The sequence below is a fragment of the Pseudobutyrivibrio sp. UC1225 genome (assembly GCF_900115215.1).
GTDB lineage: Bacteria > Bacillota > Clostridia > Lachnospirales > Lachnospiraceae > Pseudobutyrivibrio.
Genome location: NZ_FOVQ01000016.1, coordinates 31,080 through 49,758, shown reverse-complemented (window position 1 = coordinate 49,758; position 18,679 = coordinate 31,080). Strand labels below are relative to the sequence as shown.

Annotated in this window: 17 protein-coding genes; 14 read left to right on the top strand and 3 right to left on the bottom strand. The window is 35.9% G+C overall.

Features of this window, described 5'->3' with window-relative positions:
- Window positions 1-126: 126 nt before the first annotated feature.
- Window positions 127-918, bottom strand: coding sequence for an IS21-like element helper ATPase IstB (gene istB / locus BMZ41_RS14145; RefSeq protein ID WP_177184204.1), 792 nt, complete (start codon window positions 916-918; stop codon window positions 127-129).
- Window positions 919-932: 14 nt separating this feature from the next.
- On the bottom strand, window positions 933-2,498 hold the full coding sequence (istA, locus tag BMZ41_RS14140; RefSeq protein ID WP_090529170.1) for an IS21 family transposase: 1,566 nt from the start codon (window positions 2,496-2,498) through the stop codon (window positions 933-935).
- 124 nt (window positions 2,499-2,622) lie between these two features.
- Between istA and BMZ41_RS15470 the strand changes: the two genes are divergently transcribed.
- The 10 genes from BMZ41_RS15470 to BMZ41_RS14095 all read left to right on the top strand — a co-directional run bounded on the left by BMZ41_RS15470 (window position 2,623) and on the right by BMZ41_RS14095 (window position 12,050).
- Complete coding sequence (locus tag BMZ41_RS15470) at window positions 2,623-2,775, top strand: PqqD family protein (RefSeq protein WP_143071357.1); 153 nt, start codon at window positions 2,623-2,625, stop codon at window positions 2,773-2,775.
- A 326-nt stretch (window positions 2,776-3,101) separates the two neighbouring features.
- Window positions 3,102-3,833, top strand: coding sequence for a hypothetical protein (locus BMZ41_RS14135; RefSeq protein WP_090530801.1), 732 nt, complete (start codon window positions 3,102-3,104; stop codon window positions 3,831-3,833).
- 12 nt (window positions 3,834-3,845) lie between these two features.
- Window positions 3,846-4,451: an AAA family ATPase gene (locus tag BMZ41_RS14130; protein WP_090530798.1), complete on the top strand. Its 606-nt coding sequence runs from the start codon at window positions 3,846-3,848 to the stop codon at window positions 4,449-4,451.
- Window positions 4,452-4,465: 14 nt separating this feature from the next.
- Window positions 4,466-5,074 carry an ATP-binding protein gene (locus BMZ41_RS14125; RefSeq protein WP_090530795.1) on the top strand — a complete coding sequence of 203 codons (609 nt, stop codon included), beginning with the start codon at window positions 4,466-4,468 and terminating at the stop codon, window positions 5,072-5,074.
- Window positions 5,075-5,086: 12 nt separating this feature from the next.
- Window positions 5,087-7,897 (top strand): beta/alpha barrel domain-containing protein, encoded by a 2,811-nt coding sequence (locus tag BMZ41_RS14120; RefSeq protein WP_090530793.1) that lies wholly within the window; start codon window positions 5,087-5,089, stop codon window positions 7,895-7,897.
- 17 nt (window positions 7,898-7,914) lie between these two features.
- Entirely contained in the window at window positions 7,915-9,048 is a 1,134-nt protein-coding gene (locus BMZ41_RS14115; protein WP_090530790.1) for a hypothetical protein, read from the top strand.
- Window positions 9,049-9,062: 14 nt separating this feature from the next.
- Window positions 9,063-9,845: an HAD family hydrolase gene (locus BMZ41_RS14110; RefSeq protein WP_090530787.1), complete on the top strand. Its 783-nt coding sequence runs from the start codon at window positions 9,063-9,065 to the stop codon at window positions 9,843-9,845.
- A 177-nt stretch (window positions 9,846-10,022) separates the two neighbouring features.
- A complete protein-coding gene (efp, locus tag BMZ41_RS14105) occupies window positions 10,023-10,580 on the top strand; it encodes an elongation factor P (RefSeq protein ID WP_015548742.1) in 558 nt (185 codons plus the stop codon).
- A 27-nt stretch (window positions 10,581-10,607) separates the two neighbouring features.
- Window positions 10,608-10,808 (top strand): hypothetical protein, encoded by a 201-nt coding sequence (locus BMZ41_RS14100; protein ID WP_090530785.1) that lies wholly within the window; start codon window positions 10,608-10,610, stop codon window positions 10,806-10,808.
- A gap of 93 nt (window positions 10,809-10,901) precedes the next feature.
- Complete coding sequence (locus BMZ41_RS14095) at window positions 10,902-12,050, top strand: FprA family A-type flavoprotein (RefSeq protein ID WP_090170693.1); 1,149 nt, start codon at window positions 10,902-10,904, stop codon at window positions 12,048-12,050.
- Between the two features lie 17 nt (window positions 12,051-12,067).
- On the opposite strand, the gene BMZ41_RS14090 is transcribed toward BMZ41_RS14095, so the two are convergent.
- Window positions 12,068-12,901 (bottom strand): AraC family transcriptional regulator, encoded by an 834-nt coding sequence (locus BMZ41_RS14090; RefSeq protein WP_090530782.1) that lies wholly within the window; start codon window positions 12,899-12,901, stop codon window positions 12,068-12,070.
- A gap of 191 nt (window positions 12,902-13,092) precedes the next feature.
- On the opposite strand from BMZ41_RS14090, the gene BMZ41_RS14085 reads away from it, so the two are divergent.
- From BMZ41_RS14085 to BMZ41_RS14070, 4 genes are all read left to right on the top strand, one after another.
- Entirely contained in the window at window positions 13,093-15,297 is a 2,205-nt protein-coding gene (locus tag BMZ41_RS14085) for an alpha-galactosidase (RefSeq protein WP_090530779.1), read from the top strand.
- A gap of 196 nt (window positions 15,298-15,493) precedes the next feature.
- Window positions 15,494-16,816: an ABC transporter substrate-binding protein gene (locus tag BMZ41_RS14080; protein WP_090530776.1), complete on the top strand. Its 1,323-nt coding sequence runs from the start codon at window positions 15,494-15,496 to the stop codon at window positions 16,814-16,816.
- Window positions 16,817-16,917: 101 nt separating this feature from the next.
- Window positions 16,918-17,811, top strand: a complete 894-nt coding sequence (locus BMZ41_RS14075) for a carbohydrate ABC transporter permease (protein ID WP_090530774.1) — start codon at window positions 16,918-16,920, stop codon at window positions 17,809-17,811.
- A 40-nt stretch (window positions 17,812-17,851) separates the two neighbouring features.
- Window positions 17,852-18,670, top strand: coding sequence for a carbohydrate ABC transporter permease (locus BMZ41_RS14070; protein WP_090530771.1), 819 nt, complete (start codon window positions 17,852-17,854; stop codon window positions 18,668-18,670).
- Window positions 18,671-18,679 lie beyond the last annotated feature (9 nt).

Genomic DNA, 18,679 nt, shown 5'->3' with positions numbered 1-18,679 from the left:
TATGATTATTCTTGCCAATTTGGTACAAGCATCCTGTAACATTCGGACAATGGTTCCTGTATTATCCGGACAACGGTTCTAATAACATCCGGACAGGATTCCTGTACCAAGTTGACAAGATGACATCTATTTTCCTTCAGTATAATTGTTTGCGTTGGAACTGTCATCTCCAGCGTCAGCTGGCTGATGTTCCACCGTAGGTCTTCTTGATGGACCTTTTAGGTCGAAACGATATGCGTTTCGCACTATTCTGTCAAGTACCGCATCTGCAATAGTTGGATCCTTGAAAACCGAAGGCCACTCCTTCACTGGAAGCTGTGCTGAAATAGCGATAGCTCTTTGATGATGGTAACGTTCTTCTACAACCTCAAGGAAATCCTGAGTCATTGGCAAGTCCAGTTGTTTCATTCCAAAATCATCCAGAATGAGCAAATCAGGTTTTACCAAGTCACGCATCAGCTTATTGTAGGAGCCATCGCCCTTGCCTATGGTTAAGTCAGTTAGAAGTCTTGTAGTTCTATAACATCTAACCGAATAGCCAAAGATGCAGGCCGCTCTACCAAAGGCTGATAACAAGTAGGTCTTACCCACACCAGTGGCGCCTGTGATTATTAGGTTATTGCCATTTTTAATCCACTGGCAATCAGACAGCCTTGCCACATCAGCTTTCTTGAGTTTTCTGATGGAATCAAAATCGATGTTCTCTAGCGTTGCCGTTGGCTCTCTGAGAGAAGCTAGTTTTATAAGTCTGTCAGTTTTTGCCCGTTGCCTTGCGTCGTACTGAGCAGTGACAATCATTGCCATCCTCTCATCAAAAGGTAAATCTTCTGATGCTGGTAACTCATCCTGTCTTGCATACTCAAGACGCATTGCATGCAGCTTCATGGCTGATAATTGCTCGGCAGTTTGATAATTCATGATGGGCACCTCCTTTACATCCATTCTCCGATACGGAGATTTTCATGGTGTGGAGTTGGAGTGTCCGCATCGGAACTGCTTTGCTTAATTGGTAACATATCCTGACCATTCTTAAGAATGTTTTTCAGGGTTGTATATGTGACAGAGTTAAGACTAAGTGCTTTTTCACAGGCATTCTCGACTCTGGTATCACCATAAGTATGGCTGAAGTTTATTACAGCCATGCAGGATTTATAAGCCTGCTCTTCAAACTCATAAGAGGCTAAAAGCTTATCAACAAAGTTAAAGGTGTTTGGACCAATCCTAAAAGCCTTTTGCTTGTAGTAAGTACCATTTAATCCATTGAATTCAGCAATGGCTTTATGATTATCAGGCATATGCTCTGTAGTGGTTACATAGCGCTGACCTGCGTACCTTCTTTGGTGTATAGCGATTCTGTTTCCAACGCTATCGAAGATTTCAATCTTCTTAGCATAGGCATGAATTACAACACTACGCTTATAGTAGCTATACGGAACAGAATAATAAAAATCAGCAAATTTTACATGATAATTGTTTGGCACCTTGCTTACTTTCCTAGTTGTAAAGGCTTCAAAACGGTCCTGTGGTAATGGCCTGAGTGCTGGCTTATCTATAGCAATAAAGTTACTTTTTCTTGTTCCAGGACGATGCTTAAATTTTACTTCAACAAGCTCTAGGACACGTTCTCTTATGTCGTGATTAAGAGCTTCAAAGCTGTAATAGATTCGTCCCTTAAGCCATTCTAGAAGCCAGGTTTCAAGCCAGCCAACACCGGATTCAACAGAGGCTTTATCACGAGGCTTACGCACTCTTGCTGGGATAATAGCGACCTGATAATGACGAGCCAATGCATTGTATGCCTCATTAATCTTTGGATCATAAAGGTTTGTATGCACAACAGCTGTCTTGCAATTATCTGGAACAAGTATGCGTGGCAAACCACCATACCACTCAAAGGCATCTATGTGAGCCTGATTCCAGTTAAGCTGTGTTTCATCAGGAAAAGCTTCAACAAATGGATACGAACTGTCACCAAGTGTTGTAACAAAGAAATGAGCTTCATGTTTTTCACCTGTGATGTTATCCACGACACAAGGAAGCGTATCGCCAATCCAGTCGATAAATAGTTCCTTGCCTGGCTCTCTTTCCTGAGGCATGACAACATTTTTACCAGTGTTGTCTTTCCACTCATTGTACTTGGCACAGAATCTGCTGTAACTGTATCCATCAGGATACTCAGGACGGTATTCTTCCTGCCAAATGTATTGGAGGTTTCTTCTTGGATTATCAAGTAACTCCTTGTGATAAACCTCCCAGTCAGGTTCTTCTTTGGTTTGCTTACGCCCAAAAGCGTCAGGATAAATGAGCTCATTAATTCTAGCAGGAGATAATTGTAAAGCATCTTGGTATGTGAGCCCACATTTTTTGCAGCGTGACAAAATTTCAGAAACAGTTGATTTTGAACAGCCAGCTGCTTCTCCAATCTCACGACAAGTTAGATGAATTTCTTCCTTCAAGCGAAGGATTTCAGTAATAGTCATCATTGGTAGACACCTCATTTCATTACCCTCCTTAGAATGTATTTACATACATTCTAAGTGAGTAGAATTGCGATGTCATTTGTCCGGATGTTTCAGGAACCTTGTCCGAGTGTTATAGGAACGCTGTCCGGGAGTTACAGGAATGCTGTCCGAGTGTTACAAGAATCATCATTCTATAAGCGAAATAGCGCAGAAACTATCTAAGTTATTTGGTGTAGATTTTGAAGTGACGAAATCAGATGTTGAGTATTATGTTGATTTATTAATATCAAATAAGCTTATCGTTGAATCGTAAATTAAATAAAAATAGTTTTTACTATTTTTATATAAATTTGAGGAAAGGAGGATGATGAAATGTACGAGTCACCAGTATTAGTAAAGGTTGAGGATGAAGCAATTGTTGCAAAAGTAGTAGCAAGAATGTATATCTAATCATCAATCAATGGGAATGATAGGGTAGAGTAGTAGGCTCTGCCCTATCTGTTTAATATGTGATTTAAATAGAAATGGAATAATTAAGAATAATAAAGGATTAATTTATGCTATAAACGCTATATCTCAAAAATGATAATAATATATTGATATGCGTATAGTTGATATTAAAGGAGATAAAATTACGACATGGATAAATCGAGTATATTAAAAAAAAGATTCGAAGAATGTAATATTTCTGAAATAGAAATATTCAATTACATCAGCCAGAAGAATCTAGGAGAATTTTCAATATTAGTATATATATCGCAATTCGAAGGTTTAGGAAATAAAGATTCAGATTTTGATATATATGTTCTAACAGAAAAAAAAATTGGGCTACCAACAGAGATGCTTAAAATAAAAAATGCTTGTTGTGATATAGAGTATTGGAGTGAAGAAGATATAGATGTATTAACAGAATCAATTGATTATTTTAACTATAAGCAATTAAAAATAATTAAAAAGATGTCGCTAGCTTATTTAATTAGCGGTAATGATAGTGCATTAATTGAAAAGATTAGAAATATAAAGATAGATGATTATATTTATTCGTATTTTAAATCATTTGCAAATGCCGAGTATGATGATGCGGTAAAGATGTTTAAAAATCATGAATATATCGCATGTTTAAGTTGTTGTCAAAGAACTGTTGATTATTGGATCGCCTCTGTTAATGCAAAAATGGGAAGGGCAAACTTGAATTTGAAATGGGCTAATAAAATTTTTGTAGATAATAATGGATATGACAAACAGATTCTTGATAATTATTTAAATATATTTGTATATCGAAAGATTGATAAAAAAAATATTGAGAAAGCTGTTTCAGATATGCTTGATTTTTTGACTGATAATAATAACGCCTTTATGTTTTTTTCATAAGAAAGGTAAGAGATGGAACCATTGTTTATTTCAGGACCACACGGATGTGGAAAAACATTATTAATAAAAAGGTTGATTGAGAGATATTCAGATGTTATGGTGGATGACTTTGGAATAAATTTTGTTAATGATTTACCCAAGATATCAAAAATGAGTATATATGAAAAGAGCTTGCTTAGATTGTACCATAGATTTTACTCTGCGAGACGTGCCCAATTTATATGTGCTAATAATCCACAAAAAGGGGTTCTCATTGTAGATAGGAGTATTTATGATTCTATTGTTTATAATGAGGTTGAATATGAATTGGGAAATTTGACAAAACTACAGATTGACAGACTAAACGATATAGCCGAGCAGGCATTACAAATTATTTCACCAAAAACAATTATTTTAAATCCCGCAACAGAAGGTGTTGTTGAATATTTATCAATCAGACAGAAAACAAAGTTGAGAAAAAAAAGGGATGAAATTTGTGCAAGAGAAGATACATATGATTATTTAAGTCGGATGAAAGTTAAGTATGAGAATATAGAGCGGCGTACTATAAAAAAAATATATTCTAATGATGATAAATCTTGTGCGGATGTGTATCGATGGATTAAACAATTTTATTAAAAAGGAGAAAAAATATGAAAACAATTTTTATCGCGGGTCCTCATGGTTCGGGAAAAACAACATTAATTAGTGAAATGGTGAAACAGTCTACTAAGTACATAAAAGATGATTTTTCAATTGATTTTACTAATGAAATGGATACGTTGCCAGAAATGACGATTTTTGAAAAATGTCTCATAAGGTTATATCACAGATTTTATACTGCTGAAAGAGCAATAAAAAAAAGTTCTGATAAAAATGATGAGAGAGTATTAATAGTTGATAGAAGTCTGTATGATTCATTGGTATATGTGGAAGTAGAGTATAAATTAGGTGAGTTAAACGATTGGCAGTACAATAAGCTAAAAGATATTATTTTAACTGGTCTAGAAATGATAAAACCATATACTGTGATACTTAATCCTGATGCAGAAGAAGTTGTAAATCGATTAGAGGATAGAAGAAAAAAAGGAACAAGGAAGAAGAGAGATGTTTTATGTGCTAGAGAGGATAATACTACATATATTGGCATGATGAATGATGAGTTCGAAAAGTTAAGCGCTAATGATAAAGTATTACAGATTAGAAATAATGGGCCTGATGATATTAAAATGATAGAAGAATGGTTAGGGCAAGCTATTTAGAGACAGATAAATATGAAAAAGTTAATTATTCTAGATATTGATAGAACCATAATAGATGGAACATCTTGGTATCGTGCGTGTGCTTTTCCTGGATTATTGATAGAAAAAGATTTAATAAATGATTTCGAAAAAATAAATAATCGATTTTACAGTGAAGAAGATTCGGAAGGAAGAAATATCTTTTATAAAAAAACATTCGCTATTCTAAAAAAGCAGATTAGTTATGAATCATTATCAATTCTTAATTTATTAGATATTGCTGGCAAATATAGAATTGGAAGTTATGTAAATGGTGAGTTCTTAGAATGTATTGGTTCATATACATTAAATCATCTGGTGAATGTAGATTATTTTTGCCATAAAACTATATCGTTAATCTATCGTTTTTATACAGGAGATATAAAGATTATTTTTCTGACTAGAGGTTTCATTCCCTTTATGCGTGGTGTTGTAAAGACGTATATAGATACTTTTGAAGAAAAGATTGAATGGGAGCTAGTAGGTAGTACGGTAGAGATTGAAAATGGGAAAGTTACATTGCTAGACGAGTTTGATCAAAAAGAAAAATATAATTATGTGAAAAAATTAATTGAGTGTGGACACCCTCCTGTTTTTCTTGCTGATGATTCTAATGGAGACAAACGTTTATTTGATATAGTAAATGCTAATGGTGGGATTGCATTCAATGTTAAATATGATTTAGAAACTAATAAAAGTAACTGGGAAAAATTATATAATTCTTTTACAGCGTGGGATAATGTTGAAGGATATCTAAGAAAATTTTGCACGAGGGAATCGCAACTTAATTTAAATCATAATTTATATTTTAGTAATTATCAATGTAATAAAATTGGAGTAATTATACTAGAAAAATGGGAGTTTCAAAAGATATATAATTCAATTAAAGATGATTTTTTGCAAAGGTGTTTTAAAATATTAATACATCAAAAAAATGATAAATATTATATGAGGGGGAAATTATATTATTTCTGGCTGCCACCTTATATTTCTGTTACGCACCACAATAAGTATGATGAGTGGAAATTATTGTTTGATACCTGTAATCATATGATACAGTATATAGCTATGAATAAGAAATATAATAAAGCTGTACATTCGCTAGTCTTATATACAATTTGTGATCATTTAGTCTCTGCGCTATATTTAGCAATTTATTACCTAGAAGAAGCGTCTTTAGATGGAGTGATGATAGATAAGGAAAATTATAGACAGATATCTAAAGCATTAGATATTTCAAACTTAATCATTTTTGGAATAATACATGAAAAAACTATTGAGAACTATTGGTGTGATTTGGCGTCTGTTTTAAAAAAAATAAATATAGATAAATTATCTATAATTGAAAATGGACAAAAATATTCGTTGGAAATTGATAATCATCTGCAAATATTTGCAACGGTAGAAAAGATAGTTGCCAATATGGGCGAAAAGTTGAATAGTATTGAGAATATTCTGTATTTTTCCTATGGAGCAATATCATTTGCCTATGCATTTAAAGCTGTTTTGAAAGATTTATACAATAGAAATATAAATATTGTACCAAGCCATTTTAGTTCTAAAAGATATATGAATAAAGAGTTTATCATAAAGAGAATTCCTGATATTTTTGATTTTGAAATTGAAACATTGGATGAGATTTTAGTTCTTGATAATAATGTCACGACTTTTTCGACTATGAAAATGGCTAAGGAACTATTTCTTGAAAATGGCAAAAGGGCTATTTGTTGTGTGGAATCAATAGATTATCATAATTTAGTTAGTTGGGTGCTTGATATTGGGAATTATGAGATTCCATGTGTTAAGTGGTTCGAAGTTTTAGATTACTATCCTCAAAATAATTATGTAAGAGCGTATAATACTTGGAGAACCGGGGATAAAAATAAGATATTAGAAGAGATATATAGTGATAGTGTTTTTGATGTAGAAATAATGTATAAAAAAAGAGCTATATGCGCAAGACAACGTAAGATATGCAGAGTGCAAAATTTATATGATTTACAAATGGCTATAGAGATGGGTGCAACTATGATTGGCATACATGCGGTAATTACTAATAAAGAAAGATACTATGAAACAGAAGCCTTTGTTGGTAATAAAGAGCGAAAATACGCTGATCTTCCAGTTCCGGACTATGAAGTAGAAGGAATTAGAAATATGGTTTTTCAATTACCTAAAAATATATTACCAGTTTTAGTCATAGAGAGTCCATTATCTATTAATGCTATTAAACGGATATTGGTCTTATATGGATTGGATTCTTATAAAGCTGGTATACAACTTCAGTTTTCCGCTTCAAAAGAGTATTTAGAAGAGATAGCAAAAATGGATTTTTCTACAGTTATTATTGCTGTAGGGTTAACGCAGGTCGATATAATCAAATATATGCAGTTGTTTGATGGGTTATTGAGAACTGAGTGTGATTATTTATTGCTAGATATGTCAAAACATCAACCTAACCTAATTCATTCTGAAGCTGAGCAATCGATAATGGATAAAGACCAAATGTCAAAGTATAGTATGTTGGAAGCTTTAAGTGGTTATTTGAAAGAATTAAGGGTTTCTATTTTGCTTGCAGATGACATTAATCCAGAAGAATTTGTATTATATCAACTATTATTGGGAACGCATGGTATTAATATTGCTGGGCTTGATATGCAAAATAATATAGAAGTTAATAAGTACGAACAAGGTTATTGTAAGTTGAAAAATACATATAACAATAATTATCATTATGCAAAAATAAGAAAGTCAATAGATCAAGTTCAAAAATGGGATGTATTTGACCCTATTTATGTTGGCTAATGTAGGATTTAAATATTATGAAAAAAGCAGATGTTAAAGAATTGTATTTAGAGCCAATCGAGGAAGGGATTTCAATAGAGTGTCAGAGGCGTAATCGTTTTGAAAGTATATATAAAGTCAATTTAAAACAATATTTAATTCTTGAACGAGAGTATGAATATCATAAGGAAGATGTCTCTAAAGGCATTGATAATTGGGAGATTCATTATGAGAAGGTAGCTCAATCAAATAAAAAAAATTTCATAGTTGATATGAATGGAATTGATAATTTTATTTCCGCCAAAGACATTGTATTTTCGGATTCAATAATAAGGAATATTATCCAAACGCATGTTGGGCTGAAAAAAACATATAATCGGTTTGGCGTATCTGGTTCTAGGAAATGTGAAAACCACGATGGAGGAGAAGTTATAGAGCTTCAAAAATTGGATTTCAAAAAAAATAAAGGTAGTTCATATAGTGTTAGCGGTGCTATGAGTTTACCAGAAAGAGAATATAGCGTTGCTGAAATGTTAAGTGAAGATGGGGTGATTCTTCGCGATGAGAGGACTGTATATTCTCATACAGCATGGGTTGAAAATATAAATAATGATCCGATTAAAATTAAAGTTGAATCAAAAAGGGATAATCAAAGTGTACTAGATTTTTTATATAGTTATTGTAAAAATAACAATATAAATGCTACAGCTATAAAACTTAGTGCTAGAGGGAACGGCTCGCTAATTATAAATGGAAGAGTGTTAAAACATATTCCGGAAAAACCGTTTAAAAAACTTCAAGAAGCTACGGATATTGCAATTGAGAAACAGTATATTCTTAATAATGGGGAAGAGATAGCTGTGTATGGTACTCTTTATAAAAGATATGAACCACAGTGGAAATTATTTACAAAAGGGCATCAATATGAAAAAAGGGGACATTATCATGGAGTTGTATTTAAGGATAAGAAGCACAATGCTCATGAGGTTTTTCATGTTAGAGATTTAATAGCAAATGAAAGAACTGTTTTGCATTTGGAAATATATCCTATAAATAAGGTTTATAGAATATATCCTTTAGAAGAAAAAAATAATCATTTGTATATATCATCTTTCAAAGATGATATAAGTAATTTTATCGAAAATTTTTATAAATTCAATGTTGACATATAATTGAGGATAAAAGTATGATGCGTAATAATATAAAAAAAATGATTGTAACAGATCTAGACGGCACGTTTCTTAAGGATGATAAAACAATTTCAGATTATTCCATTGAAATAATTAAAACTTTAAGAAATCAGGGGCATGTATTTGTTGTTGCCACTGCTAGACCACTTAGAGCTGCGAGAAAATTTTTAAAAAAAATAGATATTGATGCTGGAATATATCATAATGGAGCGCTTATCTATATTGATGATATGAAAGTAGACAATTATCAAATTGAGAATCCGGTTCATATTATTGATATAGTTAAAAAGAAGAATCCGCATTGCTCCGTTGCGGTTGAGTCAAATGATGTGCTCTATTCAAATTTTGACGCCGAAAAAATGTGGCCAGGAACGGATTATGAATTGGTTGATAGTGATTTTAGTATAGTAGAAGGAAAAAAAGCTGATAAGATAATTGTCAAGCTTACTTCTCACGAAGAAGTGAATGATTATGCAAAATTGTTGCCTGATGATTTATATATACAAGTATCTGAAAATATAATCGGAATGATAATGAAGAAATCAGCAACCAAAAGAAATGGCATATCATATGTGGCAGAAAAATATGAAATAAATAGAGAAGATATAATAGCTTTTGGGGATGATTATAATGATATTGATATGATGGAATTTGCGGGTAAGGGGATTTGTGTAGCGAATGGCCTTGATATTGTTAAAGAAAAATCTGATGAAGTATGTGAATCAAATGAAAATGATGGTGTTTGCAGATGGCTTGAAGATAATTTAATGTTTTTGTAAATTGATATAATTGCCGGTGGTATATAATTAATGTAGAATATTTGGTCTTGAAATTATAAGGGTATTGAAGTAAAATATTGTATACAAGTGTGGCTATAAGCCAAATGGATTAGTTATTTTTAGTTATTAAACGTATGAAACAGCGTTGTTTCATACACGTTAAGGAGGAAATTTATAATGATTACAGCCGGTGATTTTAGAAACGGTATGACAATCGAGATGGACAATAAGGTTTATCAGGTTATCGAGTTCCAGCATGTAAAGCCAGGTAAGGGCGCAGCTTTCGTTCGTACAAAGCTTAAGGATATCAAGGGTGGTGGTGTTACAGAAACATCTTTCCGTCCTACAGAGAAGTTCCCAGCAGCACGTATCGATCGTAAGGATATGCAGTACCTTTACAACGATGGCGAGCTTTACAACTTCATGGATGTTGAGACATATGATCAGGTTGCTCTTACAGCAGATCAGATTGGTGATGCTCTTAAGTTCGTTAAGGAAAATGAAATCGTAAAGATGCTTTCACACAATGGTTCAATCTTCTCAGTTGAGCCACCTATGTTCGTAGAGCTTCAGATTACAGATACAGAGCCTGGTTTCAAGGGTGATACAGCTACAGGTGCTACAAAGCCAGCTACAGTTGAGACAGGCGCAGTTGTTTACGTTCCACTTTTCGTTGAGAACGGCGAGACAATCAAGATTGACACAAGAACAGGTGAGTACTTATCACGTGTTTAATCTATTAGAGATGAGATAAGATAAGATATGGATTATAGAGAATATCCGCTTTCAAAGCTTTTGCAGAATCGAAAAATATATAATGTATTTGACGAAGAGTTTCAAAAGGGTACTTGGCTAGATGCCACAGCACTACTTGGAAGCGAAAGTACAATCAATCAGCTTTATCGCGATGGTACAGTTCCTCGCGAGACACTAGATAGAATAGTGGAGCGACTCTCGAAATAATTTAAATTATCACAGCCCCAGACATTAGTTGTCTGGGGCTTTTTTGTGCGCCTTATATTTGATATGATAATAGCTATAAGGAGGTTTATTATCATGTATATTTCAGATTCAATCAAATACATCGGCTGCAATGACAAGACTATCGATTTATTCGAGAGTCAGTATTCAGTACCAAATGGGGTATCCTACAATTCATATTTAATATTAGATGAAAAGGTGGCTGTAATGGATACAGCTGATCCAAGAGTCACAGATGAGTGGCTTGGAAATTTGGATAGAGAGCTTGCTGGTCGCAAGCCAGACTATCTTGTGGTATCTCATATGGAGCCAGATCATGCTGGCTCTATCAAGGCATTTCTTGAGAAATATCCAGACACAACAGTTGTTGGAAATGCTAAGACATTTACAATGATGGGACAGTTTATGGAAGCTGCTCTTTTTGAGAATAGAAAGCATGTAGTGGCTGAGGGAGATAAGCTTTCTCTTGGTACTCATGAGCTTACATTTGTATTTGCACCTATGGTTCACTGGCCAGAGGTAATGGTAGAGTATGAATCTACAGAGAAGATTCTTTTCTCAGCAGACGGCTTTGGAAAGTTTGGAGCGCTTGATAGCGATGAGCCTTGGATTGATGAAGCTCGTAGATATTATCTTAATATTGTGGGTAAGTATGGAGTGCAGGTTCAGGCATTATTGAAAAAGGCAGCAACACTTGATATCAAGACTATCTGCCCACTTCATGGTCCAATTCTTACAGAAAATCTTGGGTACTATATTGATTTGTACGACAAGTGGAGCAGCTATAAGCCAGAGGAAGAGGGTGTGTTAATTACATGTGCATCTATTCATGGCAATACAAAGAAGGCTGCGCTTAAGCTTCAAGAAAAATTAGAGGCTGCTGGCAAGAAGACTATGTTTATTGATTTGACAAGAGACAGTATGTCAGAGGCTGTAGCACGAGCATTCTATTATGACAAGATGGTTTGCTGTGCTTGTACCTATGATGGAGGTTTATTCCCACCAATGCAGGATTTCTTACATCACCTGACAGCAAAGGCTTATCAGAACCGTAAGGTAGCCTTCGTAGAAAACGGTACCTGGGCACCTCAGGCTGCTGGCAAGATGAAAGCAATCTTAGAGGGCAGCAAGAATCTCGAGCTGGTAGAACCAGTCGTATCCATTAAGTCTACTCTAAATGCGTCATCAGAAGCCGTAATGGACGAGCTAGTTAAGAATTTATAAAAAAATAAATCACGGGGTCAGATTTCGACTCCGTGATTTTTTCTATATTCACTAGGTGAGACATCTTTGAAGCGTTTGAAGGCTTTTGAGAATGTAAAGCTATCTGAATATCCAACTAGCAATGCTATGCTACTGACACTTTCGGTACTTTCCAAAAGAAGCTCAGTAGCTTTTTTTATGCGGTAGGTACCAAGGTAAGCCTGTGGAGTGTAGCCAGTGGCATGCTTAAACAATCTGGTAAGGTAGCTACGATTAAGGCAGCAAGCAGCGGCAATATCTTCCACTGTGATAGGCTCAGAATATTTTAAGCGAATGAAGTTGATCGCGCTTTTTACATATGCCAGGCGTGGGTCTACATCATGGAATACACGGTTTTTTGACATGGAAATAATGGTATCAAAAAACTCATAAACCTTTGCATAGCAGTAGCACTCGCTGTCGCTGTGATCGTAAATATCATGGATGATATCTACAATCTTTCCAGAGTCTCCATTTGGAATAAAAACAGGAGATTCTTCAGTGATGCCAGCGCTGGCAAAAAGCTCCATGGTACGTGGACCGTCCACATGAATCCATACATATTCCCATGGATCATCAGGGTCGGCTTCATAATATGCTTTTATTTTTGAAGGGATTAAAAAGCCCTGACCAGGCTCGATGTCATATCTTTTATCGTTAAGAATAAAATGTCCACGACCAGAAACAACATAGTGAAAAATGGTTCTGGTTCTGACGATAGGACCGTAGCTGTAGCTAGGTTTACATTTACATTCTCCAATTTCAAATAAGTAAAAATCATTAGACTTGGTAAGGTCAACGAATTTGACCCTGTCTACACCGGATATTTCCATAATAAAAAACTCCCAAATGATTATATGTCGCTCGCCGCGATGGCATATGACATTTTATTTCGTTTCACTCATAAAATATCATATATGTCACAAAATGACATCAGTTTAGTCAACAAAAACATCCTAAAAAACTATATTAAATACTATAATTCATTCTATCGTATGAAAAATAGAGATTCAATGGAGGAATTATGGCAGTTAAAGTATTTGAAAAGGAAAAACAATTTCATTTATATAATTCAAAGGTGAGCTATGTTATTGGCGAATGCCGCGATGGAGAAATCGGGCAGCTTTACTTCGGAAAAAGGATAAATGAAAATCAGATTATATATGGTTATCAGACTCTCGCAGGCAGACCTCTTTGTTGCCCAGTGACAGATGATGAGAATTATACTAAGGAGCTGGCAAGCCTTGAATATCCAGCTTTTGGTAATGGTGATTTCAGAGGACCAGCATATGAAATCAGACAGGCAAATGGCTCTAGAGTAACCAATCTTGTTTATGATAGATATGAAATATATCAGGGCAAGAAACCAATTCCTGGTCTTCCAGCCAGCTACGTAAATACGGATTCAGAAGCGACAACCCTTGAGATTGTTTGCAAAGATGAATTGATAAATGTAGAGGTAACTCTTTATTACACAATCTATGAAAACTACAATATCATCACTCGTCATACAAGCTTTAGAAATCTTGGCTCTGAGGAAGTTAAGCTTACAAAGGCTTATAGTGTTTGCTTAGATTTGCCTGATTATGAGTATGACTGGATGCAGTTTGAGGGAGCGTGGGGAAGAGAGCGTTATCCACATGTTCGCTCAGTAGAAAAGGGCATTATTTCCATCGAAAGCATGCGTGGACATTCAAGTGCCAACTTCAACCCATTTGTAATTTTGAAGCGTAAAAATACAGATGAATTTCAGGGCGAAGCAATCGGTGTAAATCTTGTCTACAGTGGTAACTTTAGAGCGGCAGCAGAGGTGGATAACTTTGGTAAGCTTCGTTTTACAATGGGTATAAATCCAAACTGGTTCGTATGGCCTCTTAATTCAGGGGAAGTGTTTGATACACCTGAGGTTATCATTTCATATACCAAGGAAGGTCTTAATGATTTAAGCCAGAACATTCATAAATTTATGAACAACAACCTAGTTCGTTCACCATACAAGAACAAGCCAAGACCAATTCTTCTCAACAACTGGGAAGCTACAGAGATGGAATTTGATGAGGAGAAAATCCTTAAGATTGCCAAGAAGGGACAGGAAGCTGGAGTGGAGCTTTTTGTACTTGATGATGGATGGTTTGGCAAGCGTGATGATGATTATGCAGGACTTGGAGATTGGTTCGTAAATACGAATAAGCTTCCAGATGGAATTACAGGACTTGCTAAAAAAGTAAACGAGCTTGGTCTTGATTTTGGTCTTTGGATTGAGCCAGAAATGGTAAATCCAGATTCTGATTTATATCGTGCACATCCTGATTGGGTACTTGCTGCACCAGAACGCAGAAGAACTCTTGGTCGTCACCAGATGGTACTTGATTATTCAAAGCCAGAGGTTGTAGACAACATTTATCATCAGCTTTACGAAGTTATTTCAAAGGCAAATATTAGCTATATCAAGTGGGATATGAACCGCTCAATTACAGAGTGCTTTAGCCAAGGAATAGAGCCTGAAAAGCAAGGCATGGTTTATCACAAATATATCCTTGGAGTATACTCACTTTACGAGAGACTCATTAAGGATTTCCCACACATCTTGTTTGAGTCATGCGCTAGTGGCGGTGGTAGATTTGATGCTGGACTTTTATATTATGCTCCACAGGCATGGACATCAGATGATACAGATGGACATGAGCGTGTGAAGATTCAGTATGGTACAAGCTACGGATATCCAATTGCATCTATGGGTGCTCACGTTTCTAAATCACCTAACAACCAGACTGGACGTATCATGCACGTAGATGACAGAGCAAATATTGCATGCTTCGGAACCTTTGGCTACGAGCTGGATCTTAACGATGTGGATGAGGAAGAATTCGAAGCAGTTAAGCGCCAAATTGTATTTATGAAGGAATACAGAGGACTTTTCCAGTACGGAACACTTTACAGATTGCAGTCTCCATTTGAGAAGAATATTGCAAGCTGGATGGTTGTTTCAGATGATAAGAAGAAGGCGGTCGTAGTTATGTACAAGACCCACAAGACTCCAAACATCGGAATGGAGACCATAAAGCTTCAGGGTCTCGACGAAAACCTTATTTACAATATTAATAACAAGGAAAAATTATACGGAGATTTCCTTATGGAACGTGGACTTGGCACAATGGGTGCTGACGAACCATGGTATCATGCCGACAAGGATTTTACATCTCGTATGTTTATACTTGAAGCAGAGTAAGCTTAGAAAGCAGGTTTTGCATATTGCAAAATCTGCTTTCTTTTATTTTGGAAATAGTATTGTCGAAATATGTCACATTTAGACATTTAATAGTGTGATTATTCCATGCTAATAAGGGGACAGATTAGCTAAGATGGGTATATGTTCGAAGGAACGGACAATGAAGAAAAAAGGGAAATATGGGAGGTAAGATTTTATGAAGGCTAAAAAATTAGCTGCAATGGTTCTGAGTGCATTTATGGCTATGTCCATGATGGCTTGTGGTGGTGCTGCTGATACAGGCACTACAGGAGATACTGCAGGTGGGGAAGCGTCAGAAGCTCCAGAGGCTATGAAGGGTAGCGTAGAAGGCGAACTTACAGTATCTATCTGGGATGAGAACCAGAGACCAGGACTTCAGAAAATTATCGATGAATGGTCAGCACAGTCTGGGGTAAAGGCTACTATTCAGGTAGTTGGCTGGGATGACTATTGGACACTTCTTGAGGCAGGCGCTTCAGGCGGAGAGCTTCCAGATGTATTCTGGATGCATTCAAATCAGGCACAGAAGTACATGGAAAACGATATGCTTATGGATTTGACAGACAAGATTGCTTCAAGCGACAAGATTGACATGAGCAACTACTATGAGGGAATTGTAAACCTCTATCAGTCAAATGGTAAGCAGTATGCTATTCCAAAGGATATCGATACAATCGCTCTTTGGTATAATAAGACAATCTTTGATGAGATGGGTGTAGATTATCCAGATGATACATGGACATGGGATGATTTTGCAGATGCTGCAAAGAAGCTTACAAATGATGATCACTGGGGATATGCAATTGCTCCATCAAACAATCAGGATTCATTCTACAACGCAGTATATTCTATGGGTGGAGAAATCATCAGTGAAGACAAGAAGTCTTCTGGTTATGATAAGCCAGAGACACAGAAGGCTATTCAGCTTTTCGTAGATATGGTTCAGGATGGTTCTTGCCCAGATCTTAATACAATTTCTGAGTCAGGTGCAGATGTACTCTTTGAGTCAGGTAAGGTTGCAATGGTTACACAGGGCTCTTGGATGGTAGCTGCCTTCAAGGACAACGAGTATACAGCAGAGAACTGTGATGTAGCTGTTCTTCCAAAGGATGCAAAGACAGGTAAGAGAGTTTCTATTTACAATGGTCTTGGCTGGGCTGCTTCAGCTAACACAAAGAATCCAGATGCTGCTTGGTCACTTATCGAGTGGTTCGGTTCTAAGGAGATGCAGGAAAAGCAGGCTGAGCTTGGCGTAACAATGTCAGCTTACGAAGGATGCTCAGATCTTTGGGTAAACTGCACAGATAAGTTTGATCTTAATGGTCATATGAAGATGCTTGATGCTGACCTTGTATTTAGACCATATTCTAAGTACACAACAACATGGGAAGATATGCAGACAGAGAAGCTCAAGGAAGCTTGGACTGGCGATAAGGATGTTAAGACAGTTTGCCAGGAAATCTGCGATAGCATGAATCAGACTCTTAGTGAGGAGTAATTCTTTTTCTTCTTTTTCATAGGTATAATAAATATTGGGGATGAGGGCGCAGTGCTTTTGGGCTGTGCCCTTTAACCGTTTTTAGTTAGGAGATTAGTGTTATGAATAAAAAGGGAAAAACAACTCATAGAGAACGAAGCGAGTTCATTTGGGGCTGGCTGTTTATTTTGCCAACAATGGTTGGTTTGATTGTTCTCAATATCATTCCAATCTTTCAAACGATTTATCAGAGCTTTTTTAAGACAGGTGATTTTGGAAGAGGAAATATTTTTGTAGGCTTTGCTAATTATCAAAAGGTTTTTGCAGATAAAGAGGTTTGGCAGGCACTTTTTAACACCTTGAAATATGCAGTTGTGGAGGTGCCACTTTCAATTATTATTGCATTGGTTTTAGCAGTATTTTTAAATGGGAAAATAAAAGGTAAAAGTACCTTTAGAACTATATTCTTCCTTCCAATGGTTGCAGCACCAGCTGCTATAGCTATGGTTTGGAAATGGCTTTATAATTCAGAATTTGGATTACTAAATCATATTCTTCCAGGTAAAACAAACTGGATTTCAAATCCGAAAATCGCAATTTATTCGATTGCTGTAATCGGTATATGGTCGATTATTGGATACAACATGGTATTGTTTTTGGCAGGTCTTCAGGAGGTTCCAAAGGATTATTATGAGGCGGCTGCAATTGATGGAGCTACCGGTGTGCAGCAGTTTTTTAGCATCACAATACCTTTGGTTTCACCAACTATTTTCTTTGTAATGGTTACACGAATCATTGCTGCTATGCAGGTATTTGATGTTATCTACATGGTTATTGATAACAACAACCCAGCTCTTTTCAAGACCCAGTCACTGGTTTGCTTATTCTATAAGTATTCATTCCAGCAGAGCAATAAGGGCTATGGAGCTACAGTTGTAGTTGTACTTTTGGTTGTAATTATGATTTTCACAGTCCTTCAGATGATAGGACAGAAGAAGTGGGTACACTATACGTAATAAGGAGGGAACCTTCTTCCATAGAAGGGATAGGAAAGCTATGAACAAAAATAAAACCATAATATATATAGTACTAGTGATTATGTCCTTCGTTATGCTGGTTCCTTTTGCATGGATGGTTCTTACAGCATTCAAGACAGTTGGTGAGTCTACACAGATGGATCCATTTGTTATTTTCCCATCTCATTTTAGACTTAGCAACTTTAACGAGGTTCTTCATAATGTTAATTTTGGAAGATTGTATTTTAATACGGTTTTGATGATTGTACTTCGCGTTCTTTGCGCAGTGCTTACATCAACAATTGCAGGCTATGCATTTGCCAGACTAAATTTCAGGGGAAAGAATTTGATGTTTGGTCTTGTGCTTTTTCAGATGATGATACCTTCGCAGATTTTCATCATTCCACAGTATGTAATGGTAAGTAAGCTTGGCTGGACTAATTCCATGATGGGCTTGCTGTTCCCAGGTCTTGTATCCGCTTTTGGAACATTTCTTTTGAGACAGGCATACATGGGCCTACCAAGAGAGCTTGAGGAGGCTGCGAGATTAGATGGCTGTAATATTGGACAGACATTTTTATTTGTCATGGCGCCACTTACAAAATCTTCAATGGTAGCGCTTGGAATTTTCACAGCAGTATTTGCTTATAAGGATCTGATGTGGCCAATGATTGTATGCCCTGATACAAATCAGACAACACTTGCCAGTGCGCTTTCAAAGATGCAGGGGCAGTTCTCATCAAATTATCCAGAGCTGATGGCAGCAGCACTTATTGCATGTCTTCCAATGATTGTTATTTATGTAATATTCCAGAAGCAATTCATAGAAGGTATTGCAACATCAGGAGGAAAATTATAATTCGTATAT